Genomic DNA, 26990 nt, shown 5'->3' with positions numbered 1-26990 from the left:
GTCCCCGTTCCGCTTCTACCGGGGCGCGGCCGCCCTGACCCCCCCCTCCCTCTCCCCCCCCCCCCCCCCCCTCCCCCCCCCCCCCCCCCCCCCCCCCCCCCCCCCACGACCGCCGAACGGAAACCGGCGAAGACGGCGAGCGTCCATGGGACGGCTCGCATCTCCTACATCGAATCTCCCGACGACGACATCCGCTTCACCATCCATGCCCGGCAGACGCCCTTCACCCGGCCGATACCTCCCGACGCCCCCCGGGGACTGGCCACAGACGCCCGGGGCACGCTGAAGTTCTCCCACACCACCCCGAGCGGGGCCAGGGGGTGGGCGGTGGCCCAGGTGGACTGCCTGGTCACCAGCGGCCGTACGGCGACCCTGACCGCGGTCGTGACGAAGTCGAACGTCGAGAAGGCCGGTGCCCGGCTGGGCATCAGCGTCCAGCAGGGCGGCAGGGGCGAGCCGGACCGGCTCGGCTTCTCCTGGGGGGTGGTGAACGTGGACCCGGAGAACGTGGACGAGAACGGCAGCCTTGTACGGCCGCGGGCCGGTACGTGCATGGCCCCCGCGCCGTTCACGACCGTGATCAAGGGCGGGTACAAGGTGGTCCACGCCGAGATCACCAAGTCACCCGCGCGGCCCGGGGCGGCGATCCGCCGTGGCTGACACCCTGATGGCCGGGACGCCCGTCACGGCCGCACCCCGAGTCCCCCGGGCCATCCGCCTGGCGGCGCACGCCGCCGCGCTGACCCTCGTGCCTTCCGGGCTGTGGCGCATCGCCATCGCCCTGGGCTGGGACTCCGGATTCAGGGACGAGTTCCTTCACCCGGAGAACTTCCCCGGCGCCGGGTCCTTCTACCTCATCGGCCTCAGCCTGCTGGCCGAGGCGTTGGGACTGCTCACCCTGGGCCTGATCCACAGATGGGGCGAGGAACTGCCCCACTGGGTACCAGCCCTGGGCGGCCGGAGAATCCCCGTCATGGCGGCGGTGATCCCCGCTTCGCTCGGCGCGGCGCTCGTCACCCTCATCGCGGTATCCGGCGCGTTCACCTGGAACAGTGCGGAGAACATGGGTGCCCCTGGTTCCCCGGAGGGCGGCCTCTACTGGCTGATGACCGCCTGCTATCTGCCCCTGCTGGCCTGGGGCCCGCTGCTCGCTGTGGTCACGGCGGCCTACTACTACCGCCGTCGCCATCAGGGGCGCTGAACCCCACCGTCCGCCGGTTCGGACACTCACGGCGACCAGTCCTGCGTTCCGGTGGCCGCCCGACCGATGCCACACCGCCACACGGCCCGAGCCGGGTGCGGCGTCGGGCTGCACGGACAGCGGGGTCGTACAGGCCCCCCGGCCCGTACGACCCCGCTGTCTTCCCCGTTTCCCCCGTGGCCCTCGTCTCCCCCGAAGCGACGGCCGCTTCCCGTATCCCCCGGGTCCCCTCGGTCCCCGCTTTTCTGCTCCCCCGTGCGTCCCCCGTGCTCCCCCGCGGCCCCCGCCTCCCCCGAAGCGGAGGGCCTCTGCCTCAGGCCACCAGCTCGCCGAAGGACTCCTGCTCGTCACGTCCGAAGCTGAGGACCTCGTCCTCGCGCAGCCGGCGCAGGGAGCGCCAGATGCTCGACTTCACCGTGCCGACACTGATGTCGAGGATCGACGCGATCTCCGGGTCGGTGCGGCCCTCGTAGTACCGCAGGACCAGCATCGTGCGCTGAAGTTCGGGCAGCCGGGCGAGCGCTTGCCACAGCACCGCCCGCAGCTCCGTACCGCGCATCGCGTCCGTGTCGCCCACCGTCTCCGGCAGCTCCTCGGTCGGGTATTCGTTCAGCTTGCGCCTGCGCCAGGCGCTGATGTGCAGATTGGTCATGGTGCGGCGCAGATAGCCGCCGACCGCCGCCTTGTCGCTGATCCGGTCCCACGCCCGGTACGTCGAGAAGAGGGCGCTCTGGAGCAGGTCCTCGGCCTCGAACCGGTCGCCGGTCAGGTGGTAGGCGGTTGCGTACAGGGAGGCCCGCCGCTCCTGGACGTAGGCCGTGAACACCGCTTCGGCGTCCGCGTCCTCCGTCCGGGCTCCGCGATCCCCCGTGACCTCCCCGTACGCGCTTCCCCCGTTACCCCCCGTGTTCTCCCCCGTGGGTGCGTCAACCACCGTCATGTACGACTTGCGCATCTGCTCCGCAGTCGACGGATGCTGACGCCCGACGCCCCGAACACACCCCCGCACGTTCGTGGCACCGGACTTCTCGGTGCTCCGGCCGAGGTCGTGGAGACGCGTGACAACTGCGCTTGAGCTGGTGCTGTGCAGTGCGTTCATCTCGCGCCCCCTATCGGTGGAGTCCGTTCGTTCCCTGTGCCAAAGAGCTTGCCGGGGCAGTTTCATGGCACTGTCCTCCGACTGTCACAGGCCTGTCACAGGGGAAGTTGTGGCCGTGCCCCGGGAAGGGGACCGGGCCACAGGTCGAACTGAAGCGCCACCATGGGCCAGAATGACGTCCGTGCCTTTCCTGTTGCTGATCGAGGACGACGACGCCATCCGCACGGCCCTCGAACTCTCGCTGTCACGCCAGGGCCACCGTGTGGCCACCGCGGCGACGGGAGAGGACGGCCTGGAGCTGCTGCGTGAGCAGCGGCCCGACCTGGTCGTGCTGGATGTCATGCTGCCCGGGATCGACGGTTTCGAGGTGTGCCGGCGTATCCGGCGCACCGACCAGCTGCCGATCATTCTGCTGACCGCGCGCAGCGACGACATCGACGTCGTCGTGGGACTGGAGTCCGGCGCGGACGACTATGTGGTCAAACCCGTCCAGGGCCGGGTGCTGGACGCCCGGATCCGGGCCGTGCTGCGCCGCGGGGAGCGCGAGTCGACCGACTCCGCGACCTTCGGGAACGTGGTCATCGACCGCTCCGCCATGACCGTGACCAAGGACGGGGAGGACCTCCAGCTCACGCCGACCGAGCTGCGGCTCCTGCTTGAGCTGAGCCGCCGGCCGGGCCAGGCCCTGTCCCGGCAGCAGCTGCTGCGCCTGGTCTGGGAGCACGACTACCTGGGCGACTCCCGGCTGGTGGACGCCTGTGTGCAGCGGCTGCGCGCGAAGGTGGAGGACGTGCCGTCCTCGCCGACCCTGATCCGTACGGTGCGGGGCGTGGGCTATCGGCTGGACTCGCCTCAGTGACCGAAACCGCCAAGCGGTCCCTGCGTGCGGGGCTGCGCTGGACCAGCCTGCGGCTGCGCCTGGTCGTGGTGTTCGCGCTGGTGGCGCTGACCGCCGCGGTCTCCGCGTCGGGCATCGCGTACTGGCTCAACCGTGAGGCCGTGCTGACCCGTACGCAGGGCACCGCGCTCGACGCCTTCCGGCGGCAGATGCAGGACACCGCGGCGACGCTGCCGGAGCGGCCCACCAAGGACGACCTCCAGCGGGCGGCGGCGCAGATGGCCAGCGACAGCCCCGGCTACAGCGTGCTGCTGGAGGACGAGCGCGAGCGCGGCAAGCCGATCGTCGGCTACTCCGACCTCGACACGTTCACCCTGGCCGACGTGCCGGACTCACTGCGCGGGCAGGTGGCCCGCAAGCAGCCGCTGACGGCGAGCAACGAGCACGATTACCACCTGTTCTGGCAGCGTACGAGCATCGCCGGCACGCCGTATCTGGTCGCCGGTACGCGGATCATCGGCGGCGGCCCGACCGGGTACATGCTCAAGTCCCTCGACCAGGAGCGGCAGGACCTCAACTCGCTGGCCTGGTCGCTGGGGATCGCGACGGCCCTCGCGCTGATCGGCTCGGCGCTGCTGGCGCAGGCCGCCGCGACGACGGTGCTGCGGCCCGTGCAGCGGCTGGGCGACGCGGCCCGCAAGCTCGGTGAGGGCAAGCTCGACACCCGGCTCGTGGTCTCCGGCACGGACGAACTGGCAGATCTCTCCCGTACGTTCAACAGGACCGCGAGCTCGCTGGAGAAGAAGGTCGCGGACATGAGCGCCCGGGAGGAGTCGAGCCGCCGGTTCGTCGCCGACATGTCTCACGAGCTGCGCACCCCGCTGACCGCGATCACCGCGGTGGCCGAGGTGCTGGAGGACGAGGCGGACAGCCTCGACCCGATGATCGCGCCCGCCGTGCACCTGGTGGTCAGCGAGACCCGGCGGCTGAACGACCTGGTGGAGAACCTGATGGAGGTGACCCGGTTCGACGCGGGCACGGCCCATCTGGTGCTGGACGACGTCGACGTCGCCGACCAGGTCACGGCGTGCATCGACGCCCGGGCCTGGCTGGACGCGGTGGACCTGGACGCGGAGCGGGGCACGATGGCCAGGCTCGACCCGCGCCGCCTCGACGTGATCCTGGCCAATCTGATCGGCAACGCCCTCAAGCACGGGGGTTCACCGGTGGGAGTCCGGGTGCGCACCGACGGCGATGAGCTGGTCATCGAGGTACGGGATCACGGTCCGGGCATCCCCGAGGAGGTCCTGCCGCACGTGTTCGACCGGTTCTACAAGGCCAGTGCCTCCCGGCCGCGGTCGGAGGGCAGCGGTCTCGGGCTCTCCATCGCCATGGAGAACGCGCACATCCACGGCGGTGACATCACGGCGGCGAACTCCCCGGACGGCGGGGCCGTCTTCGAGCTGCGGCTGCCGCGCGACGCGGGGAAGCTGGCGCGGCCGGACGGCGGCGACGCGGAGGGCCGGGACGATGACGTGGACGGGGGCGGGGCGACGTGAAGCCCGGCGGTGGCACCTACCCGCGCGGTCCGCTTCGGTGCGGCCCGCGTGGTCCGCGGCGTACGGCGGCCTCGCTGGCCGCTCTGCTGGCCGCCGCGGCGCTGGTCTCCGGCTGCGGAATCCGTACGACGACGGTGCCGGTGGACGCGGGGGCCGCGCCCTCGCGGGTGCCGTGCCGGCTGACCGCGTCGGACGTCGCGGCCCGGTCTCCGGACAGTGTGACGGCCGAGGTGTACCTGGTGTGCGCCTCGCAGCTGGTGACCGTGGACCGTGAGGTGGCGCAGGGTGCGATCGGCTCCGACCGGCTCAAGGTCGCCCGGGCGCTGCTGAAGGAGGTCCAGCAGGCGCCGCCCGAGAGCGAGCGGCGGGCCGGGTTCTCCACCGCGGTCCCGGCGGGCCTGCGGGTCGATCCGGCGCGGGCGAACGACCCGGCGGGCACCCTGCGGCTGAGCAGTCAGCCGGAGGACCTGTCGGCGGAGGCGCTGGCCCAGCTGGTGTGCACGTACGCGGAGAGCAAGACGCTTCCGACGGATGGCTCGGTGGTCCTGGGCGGCCCCGGGGCCTACCCGCCGCGCGCCTATCTCTGCACCTCGCAGACGAAGGCCCGGCCGCAGGACCTGACCACTCCGGACGTGCTCCGACTGGACTGAACGGGCTGCCCGGGCTGGCGGGCGGGTGTCCGGTCCGGGTCCGTCCGGGCGGCCGCCCCGCGCGGCCGCCCGGGTGGGCGGGAAAGTCACGGAACCGATCCTGCCGGTCGGAACGTCTTGGTGGGCGTGCGTCAAGGTTCGGACGGTCAGACCGTCATCCACTTCCGCGCGGCGGGGGTCACGCTCCTCCTCGCTCATCTGCTGCTCGTCGGGTGGCTGACGATGCGCCCGCTGGACGTGCCCTGGATCACGGCCGCGAATTTCGAGCCGTTCGCCGGGATCAGAGCGGACCTCGCGCTCGGCCGGGCCGAAGCCGCCCGCCGGATCGGAGGTGCGCTGCTCCTGCTGGCCCCGCTCGGTGTGCTGCTGCCGATGGCCGGCGGGCGGATCTTCGTCTCCCCCTGGGTCTCGCTGCTGCGCACGGTCACCGCGGGGGCCCTGATCTCGCTGGCGATCGAGTTGGGCCAGACCGGGGTGCCCGGTCAGATCGTCGACGTCGACTCGGTGCTGCTGAACACCACCGGGATCGCGCTGGCGCATCTCCTGGTCGTACCGGTCTGCCGGGCGCGGCTGCGCCGCCGGGGGCTGCCGGGGGTACGGGACCTCCCCAGGTACCACCAGGAGACCCGCCTCAGGGACGAGGCCCCTCAGGGGGCGACCCCGACGATTACCGGGGTCGGTATCGCCCCGTAGAGCGATGCTTTGTCCCCCTTCGCCGCGGCACCATGGATACATCGGGAGCACAACAGGCTGCTCCCCCGGCAACGCTTCGCGAAGGAGCCCACCATGGCCGCACTGGTCCGCCCCACTGAAGGCCGCATGATCGGCGGCGTGTGCGCGGGACTCGCCCGGCGCTTCGGCACGTCGGCCGGCACGATGCGCGTCATCTTCGTCGTCTCCTGCCTGCTGCCCGGCCCTCAGTTCCTCATCTACCTGGCGCTCTGGGCGCTGCTGCCCTCGGAGAAGTCCGCCTCGTCCGCTTCGGCCTGGTGACGCGCCGCGCGACGGGGAGCGGAAACGCGCGGTGGGGCGCACACCCTGGGTCAGGGTGTGCGCCCCACCGGCATGCGCGGGTACGGATCAGCCGCCGAGCGGGATTCCGTTGGCGGAGAGGCCCTGGGTGGGCAGTCCGCCGAGGAGGCCGGTGACCGGGGCGGCCGCGTCGGTGGCGTCGCCGCCGAGGACCTTGTCGACGGTGTCCTGGACCGGGGCGTGCTGGACGGACTGCGCGACGGTGTCCAGCGCCATCGTCGAGACGGGGAGGGCGCCGGCCGCGGTGTCGAGCGGCAGGGAGGGGGCCGCGGAGGCGCTCCCGGCGGCGGCAGCGGCGAAAGCGGCGCCCAGAGCGGCGACACCGAGAGTCTTGGCAGCAGACTTCTTCATGGAGAATTCATCCTTGGGGAAGGGGATGTGAGCGGCTCTGCAAGCTAGCCATCCCGCCGCCCGCTCCGCAAACATCCCGACACGCGGAAAGCGGCCGGGAATGTGCTTCCCGGCCGCTTTCCGTATGGGGAGGATCAACCGGCGGACACCGAAGATCCGCTGGTCACAGCGGTCTGACGGAAAAGCCACTCGGACTTCAGCTCCGCGTAACCGGGCTTGACGACGTCATTGATCATCGCGAGACGTTCGTCGAAAGGAATGAAAGCTGATTTCATCGCATTGACTGTGAACCACTGCATGTCGTCGAGCGTGTATCCGAATGCCTCGGTCAGCCGCTCGAATTCCTGGCTCATGGTCGTGCCGCTCATCAGCCGGTTGTCCGTGTTCACCGTGATGCGGAAGTGCAGCTTGCGCAGCAGCCCGATCGGGTGCTCGGCGTAGGAGGTGGCGGCCCCGGTCTGGAGGTTGGAGGTCGGGCACATCTCCAGCGGGATGCGCTTGTCCCGTACGTAGGAGGCGAGGCGGCCGAGGGTGACCGAGCCGTCCTCGGCGACCTCGATGTCGTCGATGATCCGGACCCCGTGACCGAGCCGGTCGGCGCCGCACCACTGCAGGGCCTGCCAGATCGACGGCAGCCCGAAGGCCTCGCCCGCGTGGATCGTGAAGTGGTTGTTCTCCCGCTTGAGGTACTCGAACGCGTCGAGGTGGCGGGTGGGCGGGAAGCCGGCCTCGGCGCCCGCGATGTCGAAGCCGACGACGCCCTGGTCGCGGTAGCTGTTGGCCAGCTCGGCGATCTCCAGCGCGCGGGCCGCGTGCCGCATCGCGGTGAGCAGGGCTCCGACGCGGATGCGGTGGCCGTTGGCGCGGGCGATGCGCTCGCCCTCGCGGAAGCCCGCGTTGACCGCCTCGACGACCTGTTCGAGGGTCAGGCCGCCCTCCAGGTGCTGCTCGGGGGCGTAGCGGATCTCGGCGTAGACGACACCGTCCTCGGCGAGGTCCTCGGCGCACTCGGCGGCCACCCTGAACAGCGCGTCACGGGTCTGCATGACGGCACAGGTGTGGGCGAAGGTCTCCAGATACCGCGGCAGCGAACCGGAGTCGGCGGCCTCGCGGAACCAGATGCCGAGCTTGTCGGTCTCGGTCTCGGGGAGGGAGTCGTAACCCTGCGCGCGGGCCAGCTCGATGATCGTGCCCGGCCGGAGGCCGCCGTCGAGATGGTCGTGGAGCAGCACCTTGGGGGCGCGCCGGATCTGGTCGGAATCAGGGACATTCGGGGTCTGGCTCGTCATCTGGGCACTCTAGCGCCTACGCGCGTAGAGCACCCGCCGACGCCTTCTGTCGATGCGTAACAGTGACCGGGAAGTCGGGTGGAGTACACCCGCTCTTCTGAGACTGTTCTGTCATGGGACAGCGCGCACTCCCCCTGACACCCCCCAGGCTGGGGCGGGCCGTACAGACGACCGGAGCACCCTACGAGGTCAGCGGCGTGGTTCTGCTGCTCCCGGACGGGGAGGCCGACTCGCGGCGCCGCCCCTCCACCCTGTCGTACGCGGCACAACTGCCGTTCGCCCGCGCCCTGGCCCGGGCCGGGGAGGGCGACGGGCTCGCGGTGCACGTGCTGCGCTACCGCTGCCGGGGCTGGAACGCGGACGACGAGCACCCGGTCCGGGACGCCGTGTGGGCCGCCGACGAGGTCCAGCGGCGGTACGGGGACGTACCGGTGTGCCTGGTCGGGCACGGGATGGGCGGCCGGGCCGCACTGCGGGCCGCCGGGCACGGGGCGGTCAACTCCGTCCTGGCGATGGCCCCGTGGCTGCCGGAGCACTCCGCGTCCGACCCGGAGCCGGTGAAACAGCTGGCGGGGCGGCGGGTGTTGATCGTGCACGGCACCAACGACGAGCACACCGACCCGGAGTTGTCGTACCGGCTGGCCGAGCGGGCGAAGAAGTCCAACCGGGACACCTGCCGCTTCGAGGTCCACTCCGACGGGCACGCGCTGCGCCAGCACCGGTCCGAAGTGATGGCGCTGGCCGCCGACTTCGTGCGCGGCTCACTGTTCGCCCGGTCCTACGCCCGCCCGGTCCAGGACGCCCTGGCCGCACCGCCGCCGCTGGGGCTGCGGATGCCGCTGGCGGCGGGGTTCGGGCGGTCGCTGCGGCACTGAGGCGGGTGCCCGGCAGCCGTACCCCCCGACGCTGCAGGGCACCTCTCCGACCGCGCCGGCCCGCACGACCTGCCGGGCGTCCGGGGCGGTGGACGAAGCATGAGCTAACGGAATATTTCGTTCATTTCGGATAGAGGGTGAACCGCGCGCGGACCGCCGCCCCCCTCAGTCCGGCAGCAGGTTCCCCCGGCGCGAGAGCAGGAACCGCTTGAACGCGGCGACCGGCGGGGTGTCGGGGTGCCCGTCCAGCCAGGCGACCCCGATCTCGCGGGCCGCGCGCGGGGCCGTCACCGTCAGCTCGACGACGCCCGGCCGGGCCACCGCGGGCGGCGGCAGCAGGGCCACACCGAGCCCGGCGGCGACCAGCCCGCGCAGGGTCTCCGCCTCCTCGCCCTCGAAGGCGACGCGCGGGGTGAAGCCCGCCTGGGCACAGAGGTCGTCGGTGATGCGGCGCAGCCCGTAGCCGGGCTCCAGGGTCACGAACGTCTCGTCGGCGGCCTCCGCGAGGCGGATGCGGCGGCGCGAGGCGAGGCGGTGGTCGTCCGGGACCACCAGGCGCAGCCGCTGTTCGTCGAGGCGACGGGTGACCAGGTCGGGGGCGTCGGGCACGGGCGAGGTGAGGCAGAGGTCGAGACCGCCCGCGCGCAGCCGTTCGATCATCGCCTCGCCGTAGTTCTGCACGAGCTGGAAGCGGACCTTGGGGTGGTCGACCCGGAAGGCGCGGATCAGGGCGGGCACGGTCTCGGAGCCCATGGTGTGCAGGAAGCCGAAGGAGACCCGGCCCGCCGTCGGGTCGGCGTCCGCGCGGACCGAGTCGGCGGCCTTCTCCACCTCGGCCAGGGCCCGTTCCGCCGAGCCGAGGAAGGTACGGCCCGCCGGAGTGAGCGAGACGGTGCGGCCCTTGCGGGCGAACAGGGCGACGCCCAGGTCCGCTTCGAGCCGGACCATGGCCCGCGAGAGCGTGGACTGCGGAACGCCGAGCTCGTGCGCGGCGCGGGTGACGTGCTCATGGCGGGCGACCGCCTCGAAGTACGCGAGGCGGGGTGCGAGGACGGCCCGGATGTCTTCTTCGTAACTACTTGGTGACAGCCGAGGCCCTGAGCTGCGTTCATGCGCCATGGGATTGATTATGACGGTTTCGTGCATTGGACGCATGAAACCCGTCCGTCTACTTTCGACGTATGCCTCCCGCTGATACCGGGGCATCCACCGTCGTGGTGGGTGCCTCCGACCCGTCGTCCCCCGTCACCACCACTGCCGCTCCCGCCGCCGATGAGCGCCTGGAGCCCGGCCGCCCCGGCTACCGCCGGATGAGCTTCGCCCTCTTCGCCGCCGGTGTCGCGGCCTTCGCCCTCCTCTACTCCACCCAGGCGCTGCTGCCCGCGGTCTCCGCCGCGTACGGCGCGAGTGCCGGGCAGGCGAGCTGGACGGTCTCGGCGGCGACCGGGGCGCTGGCGCTGTGCGTGCTGCCGCTGAGCGCGCTCTCGGAGCGGTTCGGGCGGCGGCAGATGATGACGGCGTCACTGGCGGTCGCGGTGCTGGTCGGGCTGCTGGTGCCGTTCGCCCCCTCGATCGGCTGGCTGATCGCCCTGCGGGCCGTCCAGGGCGCGGCGCTCGCCGGGCTTCCGGCCTCCGCGATGGCGTATCTCGCGGAGGAGGTACGGCCCAAGGCGCTGATCGCCGCGATCGGGCTGTTCGTCGCGGGCAACAGCATCGGCGGTATGAGCGGCCGCATCCTCACCGGCTGGGTCGCCCAGGCCTGGGGCTGGCGCGCCGCGCTCGCGGCGGTCGGGCTGCTCGCGCTGGCGTGCGCCGTCGCCTTCCATTTCCTGATCCCCAGGGCCCGCAACTTCCGGCCCGGTTCGCTGAACCCGAAGGCGCTGGCGAAGACCGTCGCCACCCACCTGAGCAACCCGCTGCTGGTCCGGCTGTACGCGATCGGCGCGCTGTTCATGACGGTGTTCGGCGCGGTCTACACGGTGATCGGCTACCGGCTGATCGGGGAGCCGTTCAACCTGCCGCAGGGCGTCATCGGTTCGATCTTCCTGGTCTACCTGGTCGGTACGGTCTCCTCCGCCGCGGCCGGACGGCTGGTGGCCCGCCTCGGCCGCCGGGGCGCGCTGTATCTGGCGGTCTCGACCACGGCGGCCGGGCTGCTGCTCTCGCTGGCCGACCGGCTGGCCGCCGTGCTGCTGGGCCTGGTGCTGATCACGGCCGGGTTCTTCGCCGGGCACGCGGTCGCCTCGTCCTCGGTGAGCCGGACCGCGACGACGGGCCGGGCGCAGGCATCGGCGCTCTACCAGTCGGCGTACTACCTGGGCTCCAGCGCGGGCGGCACGCTCGGCGCGATCGCCTTCCACACCGGAGGCTGGGCGGCGACGGTGGCACTGGGCCTGCTCGCCGTCCTCGGCGTCGTCTCGATCACGCTGTACGGGACCCGGGTGGCGCGGGCGGAACGACGCGCGCTCGTCCCCGTCACCCGGTGAGCGGCTCCACCCGCGCACAACCGGGACGCAACTGACACATACCTGCGCGCAACCACCGCTCCCCTTCGCACGTCTACCAGGCGTAATCAACAACGCACTCTGGGCGAAGGGGAGTTGGCGCGCATGGGAGTCACGGCGAGAATATCCGGAAGACGGCTGAAGCGTGGGGTGGCGCTCTCCGTGGCCGGGCTGGTGGCCGCACCCGCCCTGGTCCTGGGCACCGGCACCTCCGCCCACGCGGCGTCCTGCACCAAGTCGGCGGGGCCGTACCAGAAGCAGGTCGAGAAGTTCCTGAAGCGGCCCGTGGACGGCAGGCAGTCCACCGCCGACTGCAAGGCGATCCAGAAGTTCCAGAAGAAGCACGGGATCACCCCCACCATGGGCTACGCCGGTCCGCTGACCTGGCGCACGATGAACACGATGCTCGCCCAGAAGGCGGCCGGGAAGAACCCCGACAAGGCGAGGAAGTGCCCCACCGACAAGGGGCGCATCGCCTGCGTCGACCTGACCCGGCAGCTGAGCTGGATCCAGGACGGCAAGAAGCTGAAGTACGGGCCGGTGCCGGTGCGGACCGGCCGCAACGGCGTCGAGACCCGGACCGGGGCCAAGAAGATCTACTGGCGCAGCATCAAGCACTGGTCGACCATCTACAAGGTCTGGATGCCCCACTCCCAGTTCTTCGACGGCGGCCAGGCGTTCCACTCGGTCACCAAGTCCATGTACAACCCGCCGGGCTCGGGCGGCTGCGTCAACATGCGCCCCGCCGACGCGAAGGCATACTGGAAACTGCTGAAGAACGGCGACGACGTGTACGTGTACGGGCGCAAGCCCGGGACCTGAGCGAGGCGCTGGGAGCACCCGAGGGGTGCCGGACACCGTGGCCGGAGCCGCGGTGTCCGGCACCCCTGTCCGCTTTCCCGACCGGATTCCGCCCCGGCTGTCAGTGGCCTGCGGTAGCTTCCGACGTACCGGGTGACGGATGCCACAGCGCGGCTGCGCGACAGGGGTGGAGCGATGAGCGATCTGACCACGACGACTGCGTCGGGAGCGGCGGCGGACGCCGGGAAGCCCGGCACGGCCGATGGCGGCGGGATCGACAGCCGTCTGGAAGGGCACCGGATCGAGCTGACCGGCTACTGCTACCGGATGCTGGGCTCGGCCTTCGAGGCCGAGGACGCGGTGCAGGACACCCTGGTGCGCGCCTGGCGCAACTTCGACAAGTTCGAGGGCCGTTCCTCGCTGCGTTCCTGGCTCTACCGGATCGCCACCAACGTCTGCCTGGACATGCTGAACGCGGGCAACAAACGCGCCCGCCCGGTGGATCTGACCGGCCCGACCCCGCTCGCCCAGGCCGCGCTGAGCCCCCGCCCGGAGAACGTCTGGCTGGAGCCGATGCCCGACGGCCGCATCCTGCCGTCGGTCCAGGACCCGGCGGAGGCGGCCGTGGCGCGTGAGTCGGTGCGCCTCGCGTTCGTCGCCGCACTCCAGCATCTGCCGCCCAAGCAGCGGGCCGTGCTGATCCTGCGCGAGGTCCTCGCCTGGAAGGCCGCGGAGGTGGCCGAGCTGCTGGAGACCTCCGTCGCCTCGGTCAACAGCGCCCTCCAGCGGGCCCGCGCCACGCTGACGGAGACGGAGGGGCGGGCCGGGGACGCGGCGGACCCGCTCGACGGGGAGCAGCAGAAGCTCCTGGAGCGCTATGTGAAGGCGTTCGAGGGGTATGACATGGCCGCCCTGACCGCGCTGCTCCACGAGGACGCGGTGATGACGATGCCGCCGTTCGACCTGTGGCTCCGGGGCACCGGGGACATCACGGGCTTCATGACCTCCATCGGCGCGGCCTGTGCGGGTTCCCGGCTGGTGCCCGTATCGGCCAACGGCTCCCCGGCCTTCGCGCACTACAAGCCCGCTGAGGAGGGGGACGGCTTCGTGCCGTGGGCGGTGCAGATCATCGACGTGCGGGACGGGGCGATCACCGGGATGCACTGTTTCCTCGACGTCCCGCGCTGGTTCCCGCTGTTCGGGCTGCCGGAGCGACTGCCGGCCGACGCGTCCTGAGGCAGTGCGCGCGTCTGGGACCGTACGCGTGTGCTGAGACCCGCCCGCGCGCGTCTGACACCGTACGCACGCCCTGAGGCAGTGCGCATGTCCTGAGACCGTACGCACGCCCTGAGGTCCCTGCGTACGGAGAACGGCCGACTGCCCGTCGGCCGTTCTCCGTACGTCAGTGCGCTTCCGGCACCCGCTCCTCCGGGCCCTCCTCCAGGGCCACCACCTCGGCCAGCCCCACCAGGTCCAGCAGCGCCCGGAATTCGGGTTCCGCCCGGCGCAGCCGCAGGGTGTGCCCGGCCCGGCGGGCGACGAGTGCCAGCCGGGCCACCGCCTCGACGGCGGTCAGATCCGGCCGGACCACGCCGCCCACATCGCAGTCCACCGCCGCTCCGGGAGCGAGCGCGGCGCCCCGCGGCCCGGCGAGGGCACGCTCCAGGTCGGCACAGAGGCCGGGTACGACAGCACGGCTGACCCGGCCGGTCACGGTCAGGGTGATCGGGTTCTCGGCATCCACACCAGGGAGACCGCCCGCGCGGGCGAAATTCATCGGCCCCACCGCACGGCCCACTTCGCTCGGCCTCCACGCAGGGGCACTTTTGCGTCATGTCGGGGCTTCCGTGCGGATTCCGCGAACCAACGCACCCGGCTTTCCCTCTAGTTCGGTGAACCGGCGGCCGCACCCGTCGCTATTCCTGTGGGCCTGCGGACCGACGGCACGAAGAACCATCGAGTTCTCCAGGGGGAGAGTTGCGCAGACACGTGAGAAACGCGTGCATACCCGCGGCCGCCACAGCGGCCGCCGTGGCACTGGCGGCCGGCATGGTCAGCCCCGCCGTCGCCCAGCCGGACCCGAGGGGGACGTCCGGCATCCGCGCGCAGGCCCAGGACCGGGAGCTGCACCATCTGACCCTCATCACCGGTGACCGGGTCACCGTGGACGCCAAGGGCCTACCGGTCGCCTTCCGGCCGGCGAAGGGCCGGGAGCACATCCCGGTCCAGCGGATGAGCAACAAGGGACACACCCTCGTCGTCCCGGCCGACGCCCACCGGCTGATCGTCTCCGGCAAGCTCGACCGGCGGCTGTTCGACGTCACCGAGCTGAGCCGGCCGGAGAACCTGCGGGCCCAGCGGAACGGCCTGAAGCTGATCGTCGGCTACCGGGGCAAGCAGGCCTCCGCCGCGAAGGCGCAGGTCCGCGACGCGGGCGGCACCGAGGTCGGCCGGAGCCTGAAGTCGCTGAACGCCGAGTCGGTGACCACGCCGACCGCCGACGCGCCGGACATCTGGAAGGCGCTCACCGAGCGTCGCGCCGGGGCCGAGCGGGTGACCACCGCCGCGGGCGTCGACCGGGTCTGGCTGGACGGCGTGCGCCGGGCGAGCCTGGACCGGAGCGTGGGGCAGATCGGCGCCCCGAAGGCCTGGCGGGCCGGGTTCACCGGCAAGGGCGTCAAGATCGCGGTCCTGGACACCGGGACGGACACCAGCCACCCCGACCTCAAGGGCCAGATCCTCGCGTCGAAGAACTTCAGCGCGTCCAAGGACCTCAAGGACCGGGTCGGCCACGGCACGCACGTCGCCTCGATCGCGGCGGGCACCGGCGCCAGGTCGGGCGGCAGGTTCAAGGGCGTGGCCCCGGACGCCAAGCTGCTCTCGGGCAAGGTGCTGGACGACGAGGGCTACGGCGAGGACTCCGGCATCCTGGCCGGAATGGAGTGGGCGGTCGCCCAGGGCGCCGACATCGTCAACCTGAGCCTCGGCGGCCCCGACACCCCGGAGGTGGACCCGCTGGAGGCGGCGGTCGACAAGCTGTCGGCCGAGAAGGGCGTCCTGTTCGCCATCGCCGCGGGCAACGAGGGCGGCGGCGCGGGCACGGTCGGCTCGCCTGGCAGCGCGGACGCCGCGCTGACCGTGGGCGCGGTCGACGACAAGGACCAGCTGGCGGAGTTCTCCAGCCGTGGTCCGCGGATCGGTGACGGGGCGATCAAGCCGGATGTGACGGCCCCCGGCGTGGACACCACGGCGGCGATCCCGCCCGGTTCGGCGATCGCCCGGGAGGTGGGCGAGAAGCCCGCCGGTTACGCCACCATCTCGGGTACGTCGATGGCCACCCCGCACGTCGCGGGCGCGGCCGCCCTGCTCAAGCAGCAGCACCCGGACTGGTCGTACACGGAGCTGAAGGGCGCACTGACCGCGTCCACCAAGCCCGGTGCGTACCACCCGTTCCAGCAGGGTTCCGGCCGGATCGCGGTGGACCGGGCGATCACCCAGAGCGTCGTCGCCGATCCGGTCTCGGTGAGCTTCGGTGTGCAGCAGTGGCCGCACACCGACGACGTCCCGGTCACCGAGAAGGTGACGTACCGCAACCTCGGTACGAGCGACGTCACCCTCGATCTGAAGGTGACGGGCACGGGTCCGACGGGCAAGCCCGCCCCGGCGGGCTTCTTCACCCTCGGCACGGGCAAGGTCACCGTGCCCGCGGGCGGCACCGCCGAGGCGGCGCTGACCGCCGACACCCGCATCGGCGGCACGGCGGACGGCATCTACTCCGCGTACGTGGTGGCGACCGGCGGCGGGCAGACCGTGCGCACGGCGGCCGCCGTCGAGCGTGAGGCCGAGAGCTACGACCTCACCGTCAAGCACCTCGGGCGCGACGGCCGCCCGGCGCCCTACGCGGAGAGCATGCTCTACGGCTTCGACGACAAGGCCGGCGGCACGTTCCTGAATCCGCGGGTCGTCGACGGCACGGCGAAGATCCGGGTGCCCAAGGGCACGTACGTGGTCAACTCCACGGTCTACGGCCACCCGGAGGACTTCACCAAGGGCGTCGACTGGATCGCCCAGCCGAAGCTCACGGTCGCCAAGAACACCTCGCTGACGTTCGACGCCCGCAAGGCGAAGCCGGTGTCCTTCACGTTCCCGGCCAAGAAGGCGAAGGCGTCGACGTTCACGCCCGACTACTCCGTCCAGTCGAAGAACGACCAGGTGTCCTTCGGCTGGCTGATGGACTCCCCGGCGCACTTCCGCACGCTGCACGCGGGCCCGAAGATCACCGACGGTTCGCTCGCCCAGCACTGGACGGGCACCTGGACCACGAACGCGTCCACGCAGTACGACGTCGCGGTCGGCGGCAAGGTCAAGCAGCTGGCGACCGGCTACCACCGGAAGTTCACCGCGGGCCGGCTGGCCAAGCTGAAGGTCGCCATGGGGGCGAGCGCGCCGAAGAAGAAGGGCGCGATCGGCGCCTGGGGGGTCCTGCCCACATCGGGCGGCGGCTGGATCAGCCCGGTCGAGCAGAAGCTGCCGGGCACCCGCACGCTGTACGTCACCACTGCCGACAAGGTGCGGTGGACGCTCGACTTCAGCCAGCTGGGCCCTGTCGACGCGGACGGCTTCCCGACCTACGAGGCCGGCTACGCGATCGGCGACATGGCCGCGTACAAGGCGGGCAGGACGTACTCCAAGACCGTGAACACCCCGGTGTTCGGGCCGCTGGTGAACAAGGAATTCGGCATCACCCGTGAGGGCAACGCGATCGGCGGATCGCTCCCGCTGCTGGCCGACGGCCGGGGCAACCCGGGCTCACACGCGCTCTCGTCGGTCAAGACCGTCCTGTACCGCAACGGCAAGAAGTTCGGTCAGAACAACGACCCGCTCACCGGCTGGGAGCCTTTCGAGGTGCCGGCCGGCGCGGCGAAGTACAAGCTGACGACCTCGGTCAGGCACAGCGCGAAGATCAGCCCGCTCTCCACCCGCGTGGACGCGTCCTGGACGTTCCGCTCCAAGAAGACCGGCTTCACCATGCTGCCGGTCTCCACGGTCCGGTTCACCCCGGCCGAGGGCGCCGACGGCCGGGCCAAGGCGGGCAGGACCGCCTCCGTCCCGGTCGAGGTGCACGGCGCGGCCGCGGGCAGGAACCTGAAGTCGCTGAAGACGTACGTCAGTTACAACGGCGGAAAGACCTGGAAGAAGGTCACGGTCAAGAAGGGGAGGATCACCGTCAAGAACCCGGCGAAGGGCAAGGCGATCTCCTTCTCCGCCACGGTCACCGACAAGAAGGGCAACATCTCGTCGGTGAAGATCTACAGCGCCTACCTGGGCAAGTAGCAGGCGCTCGCGGGTGGTCCGCCCTCAGGGCGCCCCGCACGACGGCGGCCCGCCGCACGGAACCCCTTCCGCGCGGCGGGCCGTTCGTGCGTCAGCTGACCGGGAGGACGCCGGTGTCCAGAACCAGCTCGAACGGCGCGGGGAGCGTCAGCTTCCGTCCGTACTCGACCGTTTCCAGGACCCGGTACGTACCGCCGTCCGGCTCCCCGTAGAGCGTCGCGGTCGGGCGGCCGGAGTGCCAGGGGTCGAGGAGCAGGAACAGCTCCACCCCGGCCTTGGCGTAGCCGTTCACCTTGCTGACGCGGTCGTGGTTGGCGTTGGCGCGGGAGGTGATCTCCACGACGAGGCGGGCTTCCTCGGCGGGGACGGTGTTCCCCGGCCCGGAGGCGGTGGCGCGGTCCACGACGACGAGGTCGGGGATGTAGATCCCGCCCCGGCCCGGCAGCGAGAGGCCGAGGGTCTGGTAGATCCCCCAGTCCTCCGGGATGACGGTGTAGAGCCTGCGCTGGAGCAGCTCAGCGGTGGTGTTGTGGTCCTTGGACGGTGGCGGCGACACGGTGACGATCTCCTCGATGATCTCCACCTTGCAGCCCTCGGGTGCGTCCGTCTCCTCCCAGATCCGGACGGTGTCGTCCCAGTCCTGGCCGTGGCCCGGCACGGGGTCGACGGTGAGTGCGCTCATGGCGGTCTCCTCTATCGGTACGTCACCGACTCCAGCATGCCGAACGGGACCGGTGGCAGTCCACCGGTCCCGTTCACCCGTACGAGGAAACCGCAGGTCAGGCGATACGTTCCCGCACCACCGGGAGCGGCGCGAACGGCGTGCCCGCCGGGGCGATGTCGTACGCGTCCGGGAGGGCCTTCAGGGCGTAGTCGAACTTCTCCGGGGTGTCCGTGTGCAGCGTCATCAGGGGCTGGCCCTCGGTGACGGTGTCGCCGGGCTTGGCGTGGAGTTCGACGCCCGCGCCCGCCTGCACCGGGTCCTCCTTGCGCGCACGGCCCGCGCCCAGGCGCCAGGCGGCGACGCCGACGTCGTAGGCGTCCAGGCGGGTGAGGACGCCGGAGGAGCGCGCGGTCACCACGTGCTGCTCACGGGCGACCGGGAGGGTGGCGTCCGGGTCGCCGCCCTGGGCGGAGATCATCCGGCGCCAGACGTCCATCGCGGAGCCGTCGGCGAGCGCCTTCTCGGGGTCGGCGTCCTTGAGTCCGGCGGCGTCCAGCATCTCGCGGGCGAGCGCGAGGGTGAGGTCGATGACGTCCCTGGGGCCGCCGCCCGCCAGCACCTCGACCGACTCCCGTACCTCCAGGGCGTTGCCCGCGGTGAGGCCGAGCGGGGTCGACATGTCGGTGAGCAGGGCCACCGTCCGTACGCCGCTGTCGGTGCCGAGCGCGACCATGGTGGAGGCCAGTTCGCGCGCGTCCTCGATGGTCTTCATGAATGCCCCGGAGCCGACCTTGACGTCCAGGACGAGCGCGCCGGTGCCCTCGGCGATCTTCTTGGACATGATCGAGCTGGCGATCAGCGGGATGGCCTCGACGGTGCCGGTGACATCGCGCAGCGCGTACAGCTTCTTGTCGGCGGGGGCGAGCCCGTCACCGGCGGCGCAGATGACCGCGCCGGTGGTGTCCAGGACGTCGAGCATCTCCGCGTTGGAGATGTGCGCCCGCCAGCCGGGGATGGACTCCAGCTTGTCCAGGGTGCCGCCGGTGTGGCCGAGGCCCCGGCCGCTGAGCTGCGGCACGGCCGCGCCGCAGGCGGCGACGAGGGGGGCCAGCGGCAGAGTGATCTTGTCGCCGACGCCGCCGGTGGAGTGCTTGTCGGTGGTGGGGCGGGAGAGCGCGTCGAAGTTCATCCGCTCGCCGGAGGCGATCATCGCGGCGGTCCAGCGGGCGATCTCGGTGCGGTTCATGCCGTTGAGCAGGATCGCCATGGCGAGGGCGGACATCTGCTCGTCGGCGACCTCGCCGCGGGTGTACGCGTCGATGACCCAGTCGATCTGCTCGGGGGTCAGCTCGCCTCGGTCCCGCTTGGTGCGGATGACGGAGATGGCGTCCATGGGAGTCCTTCCGGCCGGTGCGTACGCAGGGTCCTGCCGACTCTACGCGCATAGAGAGGGGGAGGGGGAGAGGGGAAAAGCGGTGGCCCTTCCACGAGGGGAAGAGCCACCGCCGGGAGTCGCGGTTCAGCCGAGATGCTGAGGGCCGAACGACTGCGGCAGCATGGCATCCAGCGTGCGTCGGCCGTCCGGCGTCTCCAGCAGGAGCTCCGGTCCGCCGAACTCGTACAGCAGCTGCCTGCACCGGCCGCACGGCACCAGGATCGCCCCGGTGCCGTCCACGCAGGTGAAGTGGGTCAGCCGGCCGCCGCCGGTGGCCTGGAGCTGGGAGACCAGACCGCACTCGGCGCAGAGCGAGAGGCCGTACGACGCGTTCTCCACGTTGCAGCCGGTGACCGTGCGGCCGTCGTCCACCCGGGCGGCCACCCCGACCGGGAAGCCCGAGTAGGGGGCGTACGCACGGGACATGGCGTCCCGTGCGGCCTCCCGCAGAGCCTCCCAGTCGGACTCGCCGAACGAGGTCACTTGCCCTCGCCCTTGCGGTACGGCATGCCGTTGGCCTTCGGCATCCGCAGCCGCTGCGCGGAGAGCGAGAGGACCAGCAGCGTGGTGACGTACGGAGCGGCGTCGACGAACTGGCTCGGAACCTGGTCGGTCAGGAAGTACCAGGTGAACAGCAGCGCCGAGATGACCGCCGCGATCGCCGCGGAGACGTACTTCTTCTTGTACAGCTGCCAGAGCACCGCGATGACCAGCAGGATCGCCAGCAGGAGCAGCATCGCGTGGACGTTCTCCGCGCCGCCGCGCAGCTTGAGGCTGTCGGTGAAGCCGAAGAGCCCGGCTCCCAGCGCCATGCCGCCCGGCATCCAGTTGCCGAAGATCATCGCGGCGAGGCCGATGTAGCCGCGGCCGCCGGTCTGGCCCTCCTGGTAGATGCCGGTGGCGACGATCGCGAGGAACGCGCCGCCGAGGCCCGCCAGACCGCCGGAGACGGTGACGGCGATGTACTTGTACTTGTACACGTTGACGCCGAGGGTCTCGGCGGCCGTGGGGCTCTCGCCGCAGGAGCGCAGCCGCAGCCCGAACGGGGTGCGCCACAGAATCCACCACGTGGCGGGGATCAGGAGCAGGGCGACGACGGTGAGCAGGGACAGGCCGGTGACGAGCCCGCCGATGATGCCCGCGAGGTCGGAGATCAGGAACCAGTGCTGTTGTTGCAGGTCCTGCATCCAGTCCGACAGCCCCGGAACCGTGATCCTGTCGATCGGGTCGATGCGCGGGGACTGCTTGGAGGAGCCGCCCTGGACGCCGTCGAAGGCGAAGTTGGAGAGGTAGCGGGTGACGCCGACGGCGAGGATGTTGATGGCCACACCGGAGACGATGTGGTTCACGCCGAAGGTGACGGTGATGACCGCGTGCAGCAGGCCGCCGAGGCAGCCGCCGAGGATGCCGAAGAGGACACCCACCCACGGGCCCCACTGGAACCCGGCCCAGGCCCCGAACCAGGTGCCGAGGATCATCATGCCTTCGAGGCCGATGTTGATGACGCCCGCGCGCTCGGCCCACAGACCGCCGAGCCCGGCGAGGCCGATCGGGACGGCGAGCGCCAGGGCGCCGCGGACCTGGCCGACCGAGGTGATGTCGTTGGCGCCGCTGATGAGGCGCACCAGCGAGACCAGGGCGAGCGCGCCCGCGATGATCAGCAGGACGACGGGCAGGGAGAGCTTGCGGCGGCCGCCCTTCAGAGGGGCGGGGCGTGCGGCGATGGTTTTGCTGGTGCTCACAGGGCCGCCTCCTTCTCGGTCGTGAGGGCGTGTCCGGCGGCGAGCTCCTCGCCGACCTTCTGCTGCTGGCGGCGGATGCCGTAACGGCGGACCAGCTCGTAGGAGACGACGACCGAGATCACGATCAGGCCCTGCATGATCGTGGCGATCTCCTTCTCGTACCCGTACTGGTCGAGCGAGGCCGAGGACTTGTCCAGGAACGCGATCAGCAGGGCGCTGAGGGCGATGCCGAGCGGGTTGTTGCGGCCCAGCAGCGCGATGGTGATGCCGGTGAAGCCGATGCCCGTGGGGAAGTCGAGGCTGTAGGTGTGGGTGTCGCCGAGCAGCGTCGGCATACCCGCCAGGCCCGCGACCGCGCCGGAGATCAGCATCGAGGTGAGGATCATCTTCTTGGCGTCCACACCGGATGCCTGGGCGGCGCTCTCACTGGCGCCGGTGGCGCGCAGGTCGAAGCCGAACCGGGTGTGGTTCAGCACGAACCAGTACAGGACGCCGCAGCCGGCGGCGACGAAGGTGAAGCCGTAGATCTCTCCGGCCAGGTCGCCCATCGGCAGCCCCGGGAACCAGCCGGACTCCGCGATCTCACCGGTGGTGAGGTTGTTGGAGCCGGGCGGCTGCTCACCGAAGTTCTTCGGCAGGATCAGCCAGGCGACCAGCGCGGTGGCGATCGAGTTGAGCATGATCGTCGAGACGACCTCGCTCACCCCGCGGGTGGTCTTGAGGAAGCCCGCGATGCCGGCCCAGAACGCGCCCACGAGCATCGCGACGATCACGATCAGCGCGATGTGCAGCGGCCCCGGCAGGGTGACGCTCGCGCCGACCAGTGCGGCCACCATGGCGGCGAGGCGGTACTGCCCGTCGACGCCGATGTTGAACAGGTTCATCCGGAAGCCGACGGCCACCGCGAGTGCGGCGAGGTAGTACGTACCGGCCTGGTTGACGATCAGGACCTGCACGTCGGCGTAGCTGGCCGACTCGAACATGATCCGGTACGGCTCGAAGGGGTTCTGCCCGGACGCGAGCAGCACCACGGTCGTCAGCACGAGGGCGACGACCAGGGCGAGCACCGGGCCGGCGAAGCCCAGGATCAGCCGGTCCTTGTCGAATTTCTTCATCGGGCCTCGTCCTCCGGGCTTTCGAGGTGACCGGTGGCGGCACCGGTCATGGCCGTGCCCAGTTCCTCCGGGGTGATGGTGGCCGGGTCGGCGTCGGCGACCAGTCGGCCGCGGTACATGACGCGCAGCGTGTCGGAGAGCCCGATCAGCTCGTCCAGGTCGGCCGAGATCAGCAGGACGGCGAGTCCTTCGCGGCGGGCCTCGCGGATCTGGTCCCAGATCTGGGCCTGCGCGCCGACGTCCACACCGCGGGTGGGGTGGGCGGCGATCAGGAACTTGGGTGCGTGGCTCATCTCGCGGCCGACGATCAGCTTCTGCTGGTTGCCGCCGGAGAGCGAGGCCGCGGTGACGTCGATGCCGGGGGTGCGCACGTCGTACTCGCGCACGATGCGCTCGGTGTCGGTGCGGGCGGCCTTGTTGTCCAGCAGCCAGCCCCGGCTGTTGGGCTTCTCGGTGACGTGGCCGAGGATGCGGTTCTCCCACAGCGGGGCGTTCAGCAGGACGCCGTGGCGGTGGCGGTCCTCGGGGATGTACCCGATACCGGCCTCGCGCCGCTTGCGGGTGGGGGCGTGCGAGATGTCGTCCGTGTCGAGGGTGATCACCCCGGCGTCCGGGTCGCGCATGCCGATCAGGGCCTCGATGAGCTCGGTCTGGCCGTTGCCCTCGACACCGGCGATCCCGAGGACCTCGCCCTGGTGGATGGTGAAGTCGATGCCCGCGAGCACGTCGCGGACGGTGCCGTCGGGGTCGGTGACGGTGAGCGCGAGGTCCCGCACGCGCAGCATCGGCACGTCGGTGACGGTGGACTCACGGGTCTCCGGCGAGGGCAGCTCGCTGCCCACCATCAGCTCGGCGAGCTGCTTGGTCGTGGTGGTGGCCGGGTCGGCGGTGCCCACCGTCGTACCGCGGCGGATCACCGTGATCTCGTCGGCGACCGAGAGCACCTCGCCCAGCTTGTGCGAGATGAAGATGACGGTGAGGCCCTCGGCCTTGAGCTCGCGCAGGTTGGCGAAGAGCGCGTCGACCTCCTGCGGCACGAGGACCGCGGTCGGCTCGTCCAGGATCAGGATGCGGGCGCCGCGGTAGAGGACCTTGAGGATCTCCACGCGCTGCCGGTCGGCGACCCCGAGGTCCTCCACGAGCGCGTCGGGCCGGATGCCGAGCCCGTACGCGTCGGAGATCTCCTTGATCTTCTTACGGGCGCCGGCACCGATGCCGTACAGCTGCTCGCCGCCGAGGACGACGTTCTCCAGGACGGTGAAGTTGTCGGCGAGCATGAAGTGCTGGTGCACCATGCCGATGCCGCGCTCGATGGCGTCGCCCGGGTTGGAGAACGAGACCTGCTCGCCGTCGATCGCGATGGTGCCCTCGTCCGGCTTCTGCATGCCGTAGAGGATCTTCATCAGGGTGGACTTGCCGGCACCGTTCTCACCGACGAGGGCGTGGACGGTGCCCTTGCCGATGGTGATGTCGATGTCGTGGTTGGCGACGACGCCGGGGAAGCGCTTGGTGATGCCGTGCAGTTCTACGGCAGGGGGGCTGCTGGACGCGTTGATGACGCACTCTCCTTGGCCGGACAGGAGCGGGGGCGGAGGGGCTGATGGGGCTGAGGGGCTGTCGGAGGCCCCCTGGGGGCGGGGGTGAAGTTATCGCGCCGGAGAGCTGTCTACACGCGTAGCGCTGCCGAATCGTGAAACACGGGTGCACATCGCGGCCCGGACGCGGGTTCGGGCCGGGTGGGAGAGCGCTGCGAGAGGCGGATCTTCTTCGGGTGTCGGGTTCCGCGCGGGTCGCCGCGGAGGTTTCGGTGAAACCCCCGGACGGCGGAAGCGGAGGCGGGCCGGTCCGCGGCCCTGCCCGTGCGCCGCGGCGGCGGAAGCCGAGCGGTGTACGGGCAGGGCCTGGGAAACCGGCCGGGGTGACGGCGCGGGGGCCGTCGGGACCCGAGGCCCTGGCTGGGCCGTCGGGCTCAGGGGGTGCCGGGCACCCCCTGGCGCCTTACGGAGCGGACTTGACGGTGATCTTGCCGTCGATGATGTCCTGCTTGGCCTTGTCCACGGCGGCGATGACGTCCTTCATCTCGGCGAAGGCCGGGTTGGACATCGACAGGGCGACCCCGTTCTTGTCCAGGCCGTAGCGGATCTCACCCGTCTGCGGCTTGCCGTCCTGGACCGACTTGATCAGGTTGAAGACCGCGTCCTCGATGTCCTTCGTGACCGAGGTCAGGATGGACTCCTTGTAGGGCGCGAGACCCTTCTGCTGGTACTGGTCGGAGTCGACGCCGATGTTCCACTTGCCCGCCTTGGAGACGGCCTCGATGGCACCGGAACCGGCCAGACCGGCGGCCGAGTAGATCACGTCGGCCTTCTTGTCGAGCTGGCCCTGTGCGGCGGCCTTGCCGAGGTCGGGCTTGGAGAAGCCACCGAAGTCCGGCGGCTGCGTCAGGTACTGCGGAAGCACGTTGACCGAGGCGTCGGTGTCCTTGACGCCCTGGACGAAGCCCGCCTCGAACTTCTTGATCAGCGGGGTCTCGACACCGCCGATGAAGCCGACCGTCTTCGACTCGGTGACCTTGGCGGCGGCGACGCCGGCGAGGTAGGAGCCCTGCTCCTCGTTGAAGACGATGTTGGCGATGTTGTCGCCGGTGACCGAGGCGTCGTCGATGATGCCGAAAGTGGTCTTCGGGAACTTCGGCGCGACCTTCTTGATGGCGGGCGCGTAGGCGAAGCCGACACCGATCACGGGGTTGTTGCCGGAGCGGGCCAGCTCGGTGAGGCGCTGGACCTTGTCCGCGTCTCCCTCGCCGTCGGAGGGCTCGGCCTCGCTGCCCTGGACGTCGAGGTCCTTCTCGGCCTTTTCGAGTCCGGCGTAGGCGGCGTCGTTGAACGACTGGTCGCCACGGCCACCGATGTCGTACGCAATGGCGGCCTTGTCGCCGTCGGAGTCGGAACCGGCGTCCGACGAACTTCCGCCACACGCGGTGACGCTGAGGGCGAGCGCCGCGGACGCAACGCCCGCGGTGGCAATCCTGGTGATCCGGCGCAAGGGAAGGCTCCTTCAAACCTGACCGAAGCGCCTCTTCCGGCGCTGGTTTCGCCGCGATCGTAACGCGCGTAGATGTCAGATAAGAGCACGTACGGAAGCCGTTATCGGATCGTCGCGAACAGAAGGCGTCCACAAGCTGTCCCCGGAGTCCACGAACGGACCACGAAGACTGCGTCAACGCTGCGCCAACGGCTGCTATCGGTTGCTGTCGAGCAGTGCGGCGGCCGTGAACAGCTCGACGCCCACGGTGATGGCCTCTTCGTCCACGTCGAAGTTGCCGCGGTGCAGGTCGAGCCCGCGCGTGTCGCCCGGGGTGCGGACGCCGAGGCGGGCCATCGCGCCCGGCACCCGCTCCAGGTACCAGGAGAAGTCCTCGCCGCCGAGGCTCTGCTCGGTGTCCTCGATCGCATGCGATCCGCGGCGCTCGGTCATCGCGGCGTCGAGCAGGCCGATGCTCTCGGCGTCGTTCACCACGGGCGGCACCCCGCGCACGTAATTGATCACGGTCTTGGCCCGATGCATTCCGGCCACCTCGTCGATGGCGGCGTGCACCAGGTCGGGGGCCTCGCGCCAGGCGTCCAGATTCAGGCAGCGGACGGTACCGGACAGCTCGGCGTGCTGCGGGATGACATTGGGCGCGTGCCCGGTCTCCAGCCGCCCCCAGGTCAGCGCGAGCCCGGCGCGGGCGTCGACCCGGCGGGCGAGCAGCGCGGGCACGTCGACGGCGATCCGGGCGGCGGCGGTGACCAGGTCGGTGGTCAGATGCGGCCGGGCGGTGTGCCCGCCGGGCCCGTCGAGCGCGATCTCCAGCCGGTCGCAGGCGGAGGTGATGGCCCCGATCCGCAGCCCGATCCGCCCGACGTCGACCTTCGGGTCGCAGTGCACCCCGATGATCCGCCCGACGCCCTCCAGCACCCCGGACTCGATCGCGTCGACCGCACCGCCGGGCAGGACCTCCTCGGCCGGCTGGAAGATCAGCCTCACGGCGCTGGGCAGCAGCCCCTGCCGGTCCAGCCCGGCGAGCACGAGCCCCGCCCCGAGCACGGCGGTGGTGTGCACGTCGTGCCCGCAGGCGTGCGCCCGGTCCGGCACGGTGGACCGGTAGGGGACGCCGGCCTTGGTGTCCGGGATCGGCAACGCGTCGATGTCCGCCCGCAACGCCAGCATGGGCGTCACGCCGTCCCACTCCCCCACGTCACACATGAGCCCGGTCCCCACGGCGAGCACCCGCGGCCTCAGCCCGGCCTTCTCCAGCCGGTCCTTGATGGCCGCGGTGGTACGGAACTCCTGGTTGCCGAGCTCGGGGTGCATGTGCAGATCCCGGCGGAAGGCGATCAGCTCGGCCCGAAGCTCGTCCGGGAGCCGCCCCGGCAGGCCGCCTCCCCCCGGCTGCTCGGCGTCGGGCAGGTCGTGGAGGCGGGAGGCGCGGGACTTCAACTGGTTCACCTTATGAAGC

At 71.0% G+C, this 26990-nt stretch carries 25 protein-coding genes; 12 read left to right on the top strand and 13 right to left on the bottom strand.

Annotation, left to right across the window (positions count from 1 at the left end; translation table 11 throughout):
• Positions 1 to 327: 327 nt before the first annotated feature.
• Together ACZ5WC_RS06665 and ACZ5WC_RS06660 are read left to right on the top strand one after the other, a co-directional pair.
• Positions 328 to 660, top strand: coding sequence for a hypothetical protein (locus ACZ5WC_RS06665; RefSeq protein ID WP_468539758.1), 333 nt, complete (start codon positions 328 to 330; stop codon positions 658 to 660).
• Positions 653 to 1201, top strand: coding sequence for a hypothetical protein (locus ACZ5WC_RS06660; RefSeq protein ID WP_468539757.1), 549 nt, complete (start codon positions 653 to 655; stop codon positions 1199 to 1201). Before ACZ5WC_RS06665 ends, ACZ5WC_RS06660 begins: the two co-directional genes overlap by 8 nt.
• 313 nt (positions 1202 to 1514) lie before the next feature.
• Here ACZ5WC_RS06660 and ACZ5WC_RS06655 read toward each other — a convergent pair whose 3' ends face one another.
• The gene (locus tag ACZ5WC_RS06655; protein WP_468539756.1) at positions 1515 to 2300 is read right to left on the bottom strand and encodes a SigE family RNA polymerase sigma factor; all 786 of its coding nucleotides are present in this window, start codon (positions 2298 to 2300) and stop codon (positions 1515 to 1517) included.
• A 181-nt stretch (positions 2301 to 2481) separates the two neighbouring features.
• Between ACZ5WC_RS06655 and afsQ1 the strand changes: the two genes are divergently transcribed.
• The 5 genes from afsQ1 (at position 2482) to ACZ5WC_RS06630 (ending at position 6340) form a co-directional block, all read left to right on the top strand.
• Positions 2482 to 3159, top strand: a complete 678-nt coding sequence (gene afsQ1, locus ACZ5WC_RS06650; RefSeq protein ID WP_006127084.1) for a two-component system response regulator AfsQ1 — start codon at positions 2482 to 2484, stop codon at positions 3157 to 3159.
• Positions 3156 to 4697 (top strand): ATP-binding protein, encoded by a 1542-nt coding sequence (locus tag ACZ5WC_RS06645; RefSeq protein WP_468539755.1) that lies wholly within the window; start codon positions 3156 to 3158, stop codon positions 4695 to 4697. The genes afsQ1 and ACZ5WC_RS06645 overlap by 4 nt, the downstream gene beginning before the upstream one ends.
• On the top strand, positions 4694 to 5347 hold the full coding sequence (locus tag ACZ5WC_RS06640) for a hypothetical protein (RefSeq protein ID WP_468539754.1): 654 nt from the start codon (positions 4694 to 4696) through the stop codon (positions 5345 to 5347). The genes ACZ5WC_RS06645 and ACZ5WC_RS06640 overlap by 4 nt, the downstream gene beginning before the upstream one ends.
• A gap of 120 nt (positions 5348 to 5467) precedes the next feature.
• On the top strand, positions 5468 to 6040 hold the full coding sequence (locus ACZ5WC_RS06635; protein ID WP_468539753.1) for a VanZ family protein: 573 nt from the start codon (positions 5468 to 5470) through the stop codon (positions 6038 to 6040).
• Positions 6041 to 6133: 93 nt separating this feature from the next.
• Positions 6134 to 6340, top strand: coding sequence for a PspC domain-containing protein (locus ACZ5WC_RS06630; RefSeq protein WP_018490974.1), 207 nt, complete (start codon positions 6134 to 6136; stop codon positions 6338 to 6340).
• Positions 6341 to 6427: 87 nt separating this feature from the next.
• Here ACZ5WC_RS06630 and ACZ5WC_RS06625 read toward each other — a convergent pair whose 3' ends face one another.
• Together ACZ5WC_RS06625 and ACZ5WC_RS06620 are read right to left on the bottom strand one after the other, a co-directional pair.
• On the bottom strand, positions 6428 to 6730 hold the full coding sequence (locus tag ACZ5WC_RS06625; protein ID WP_096623544.1) for a hypothetical protein: 303 nt from the start codon (positions 6728 to 6730) through the stop codon (positions 6428 to 6430).
• 134 nt (positions 6731 to 6864) lie between these two features.
• Positions 6865 to 8019, bottom strand: a complete 1155-nt coding sequence (locus ACZ5WC_RS06620; RefSeq protein ID WP_096623542.1) for an adenosine deaminase — start codon at positions 8017 to 8019, stop codon at positions 6865 to 6867.
• Positions 8020 to 8132: 113 nt separating this feature from the next.
• On the opposite strand from ACZ5WC_RS06620, the gene ACZ5WC_RS06615 reads away from it, so the two are divergent.
• On the top strand, positions 8133 to 8894 hold the full coding sequence (locus ACZ5WC_RS06615; protein WP_468539752.1) for an alpha/beta hydrolase: 762 nt from the start codon (positions 8133 to 8135) through the stop codon (positions 8892 to 8894).
• A 165-nt stretch (positions 8895 to 9059) separates the two neighbouring features.
• Here the strand turns inward: ACZ5WC_RS06615 and ACZ5WC_RS06610 are convergent, their stop codons facing one another.
• Positions 9060 to 10013, bottom strand: a complete 954-nt coding sequence (locus ACZ5WC_RS06610) for a LysR family transcriptional regulator (protein WP_468539751.1) — start codon at positions 10011 to 10013, stop codon at positions 9060 to 9062.
• A 62-nt stretch (positions 10014 to 10075) separates the two neighbouring features.
• Between ACZ5WC_RS06610 and ACZ5WC_RS06605 the strand changes: the two genes are divergently transcribed.
• From ACZ5WC_RS06605 to ACZ5WC_RS06595, 3 genes are all read left to right on the top strand, one after another.
• Positions 10076 to 11380 (top strand): MFS transporter, encoded by a 1305-nt coding sequence (locus tag ACZ5WC_RS06605; RefSeq protein ID WP_468539750.1) that lies wholly within the window; start codon positions 10076 to 10078, stop codon positions 11378 to 11380.
• A gap of 123 nt (positions 11381 to 11503) precedes the next feature.
• Complete coding sequence (locus ACZ5WC_RS06600; protein WP_468539749.1) at positions 11504 to 12220, top strand: L,D-transpeptidase family protein; 717 nt, start codon at positions 11504 to 11506, stop codon at positions 12218 to 12220.
• A 174-nt stretch (positions 12221 to 12394) separates the two neighbouring features.
• Complete coding sequence (locus tag ACZ5WC_RS06595; RefSeq protein ID WP_468539748.1) at positions 12395 to 13435, top strand: sigma-70 family RNA polymerase sigma factor; 1041 nt, start codon at positions 12395 to 12397, stop codon at positions 13433 to 13435.
• A 166-nt stretch (positions 13436 to 13601) separates the two neighbouring features.
• Here the strand turns inward: ACZ5WC_RS06595 and ACZ5WC_RS06590 are convergent, their stop codons facing one another.
• A complete protein-coding gene (locus ACZ5WC_RS06590; protein ID WP_468539747.1) occupies positions 13602 to 13976 on the bottom strand; it encodes an STAS domain-containing protein in 375 nt (124 codons plus the stop codon).
• A 254-nt stretch (positions 13977 to 14230) separates the two neighbouring features.
• On the opposite strand from ACZ5WC_RS06590, the gene ACZ5WC_RS06585 reads away from it, so the two are divergent.
• Positions 14231 to 17533 (top strand): S8 family peptidase, encoded by a 3303-nt coding sequence (locus tag ACZ5WC_RS06585; RefSeq protein WP_468539746.1) that lies wholly within the window; start codon positions 14231 to 14233, stop codon positions 17531 to 17533.
• A gap of 91 nt (positions 17534 to 17624) precedes the next feature.
• Here the strand turns inward: ACZ5WC_RS06585 and ACZ5WC_RS06580 are convergent, their stop codons facing one another.
• From ACZ5WC_RS06580 to ACZ5WC_RS06545, 8 genes are all read right to left on the bottom strand, one after another.
• The gene (locus ACZ5WC_RS06580; protein WP_468539745.1) at positions 17625 to 18215 is read right to left on the bottom strand and encodes a Uma2 family endonuclease; all 591 of its coding nucleotides are present in this window, start codon (positions 18213 to 18215) and stop codon (positions 17625 to 17627) included.
• 97 nt (positions 18216 to 18312) lie between these two features.
• Positions 18313 to 19590, bottom strand: a complete 1278-nt coding sequence (locus tag ACZ5WC_RS06575) for a thymidine phosphorylase (RefSeq protein WP_468539744.1) — start codon at positions 19588 to 19590, stop codon at positions 18313 to 18315.
• A gap of 126 nt (positions 19591 to 19716) precedes the next feature.
• Positions 19717 to 20115: a cytidine deaminase gene (locus ACZ5WC_RS06570; RefSeq protein WP_096623528.1), complete on the bottom strand. Its 399-nt coding sequence runs from the start codon at positions 20113 to 20115 to the stop codon at positions 19717 to 19719.
• Positions 20112 to 21374, bottom strand: a complete 1263-nt coding sequence (locus ACZ5WC_RS06565) for an ABC transporter permease (protein WP_096623526.1) — start codon at positions 21372 to 21374, stop codon at positions 20112 to 20114. The genes ACZ5WC_RS06570 and ACZ5WC_RS06565 overlap by 4 nt, the downstream gene beginning before the upstream one ends.
• A complete protein-coding gene (locus ACZ5WC_RS06560; protein WP_311121156.1) occupies positions 21371 to 22489 on the bottom strand; it encodes an ABC transporter permease in 1119 nt (372 codons plus the stop codon). The genes ACZ5WC_RS06565 and ACZ5WC_RS06560 overlap by 4 nt, the downstream gene beginning before the upstream one ends.
• Positions 22486 to 24069 (bottom strand): ABC transporter ATP-binding protein, encoded by a 1584-nt coding sequence (locus ACZ5WC_RS06555; protein WP_468539969.1) that lies wholly within the window; start codon positions 24067 to 24069, stop codon positions 22486 to 22488. Before ACZ5WC_RS06555 ends, ACZ5WC_RS06560 begins: the two co-directional genes overlap by 4 nt.
• A gap of 418 nt (positions 24070 to 24487) precedes the next feature.
• On the bottom strand, positions 24488 to 25534 hold the full coding sequence (locus tag ACZ5WC_RS06550; protein WP_468539743.1) for a BMP family lipoprotein: 1047 nt from the start codon (positions 25532 to 25534) through the stop codon (positions 24488 to 24490).
• A gap of 195 nt (positions 25535 to 25729) precedes the next feature.
• Positions 25730 to 26971 (bottom strand): amidohydrolase, encoded by a 1242-nt coding sequence (locus ACZ5WC_RS06545; RefSeq protein WP_468539968.1) that lies wholly within the window; start codon positions 26969 to 26971, stop codon positions 25730 to 25732.
• Positions 26972 to 26990: the final 19 nt, after the last annotated feature.

The sequence above is a fragment of the Streptomyces sp. NPDC033165 genome (assembly GCF_055577965.1).
The sequence above is the reverse complement of the archived record's forward strand: the minus strand, read 5'-3'. Positions and strand labels throughout refer to the sequence as shown.

Bases quoted from the DNA above. Each gene is read 5' to 3' on its own strand.
- ACZ5WC_RS06595 (WP_468539748.1), top strand. From the start codon at position 12,395: ATGAGCGATCTGACCACGACGACTGCGTCGGGAGCGGCGGCGGACGCC.
- ACZ5WC_RS06620 (WP_096623542.1), bottom strand. From the start codon at position 8,019: ATGACGAGCCAGACCCCGAATGTCCCTGATTCCGACCAGATCCGGCGC.
- ACZ5WC_RS06615 (WP_468539752.1), top strand. From the start codon at position 8,133: ATGGGACAGCGCGCACTCCCCCTGACACCCCCCAGGCTGGGGCGGGCC.
- ACZ5WC_RS06560 (WP_311121156.1), bottom strand. From the start codon at position 22,489: ATGAAGAAATTCGACAAGGACCGGCTGATCCTGGGCTTCGCCGGCCCG.
- ACZ5WC_RS06630 (WP_018490974.1), top strand. From the start codon at position 6,134: ATGGCCGCACTGGTCCGCCCCACTGAAGGCCGCATGATCGGCGGCGTG.
- ACZ5WC_RS06625 (WP_096623544.1), bottom strand. From the start codon at position 6,730: ATGAAGAAGTCTGCTGCCAAGACTCTCGGTGTCGCCGCTCTGGGCGCC.
- ACZ5WC_RS06655 (WP_468539756.1), bottom strand. From the start codon at position 2,300: ATGAACGCACTGCACAGCACCAGCTCAAGCGCAGTTGTCACGCGTCTC.
- ACZ5WC_RS06590 (WP_468539747.1), bottom strand. From the start codon at position 13,976: ATGAATTTCGCCCGCGCGGGCGGTCTCCCTGGTGTGGATGCCGAGAAC.
- ACZ5WC_RS06610 (WP_468539751.1), bottom strand. From the start codon at position 10,013: ATGGCGCATGAACGCAGCTCAGGGCCTCGGCTGTCACCAAGTAGTTAC.
- ACZ5WC_RS06580 (WP_468539745.1), bottom strand. From the start codon at position 18,215: ATGAGCGCACTCACCGTCGACCCCGTGCCGGGCCACGGCCAGGACTGG.
- ACZ5WC_RS06605 (WP_468539750.1), top strand. From the start codon at position 10,076: ATGCCTCCCGCTGATACCGGGGCATCCACCGTCGTGGTGGGTGCCTCC.
- ACZ5WC_RS06600 (WP_468539749.1), top strand. From the start codon at position 11,504: ATGGGAGTCACGGCGAGAATATCCGGAAGACGGCTGAAGCGTGGGGTG.
- ACZ5WC_RS06575 (WP_468539744.1), bottom strand. From the start codon at position 19,590: ATGGACGCCATCTCCGTCATCCGCACCAAGCGGGACCGAGGCGAGCTG.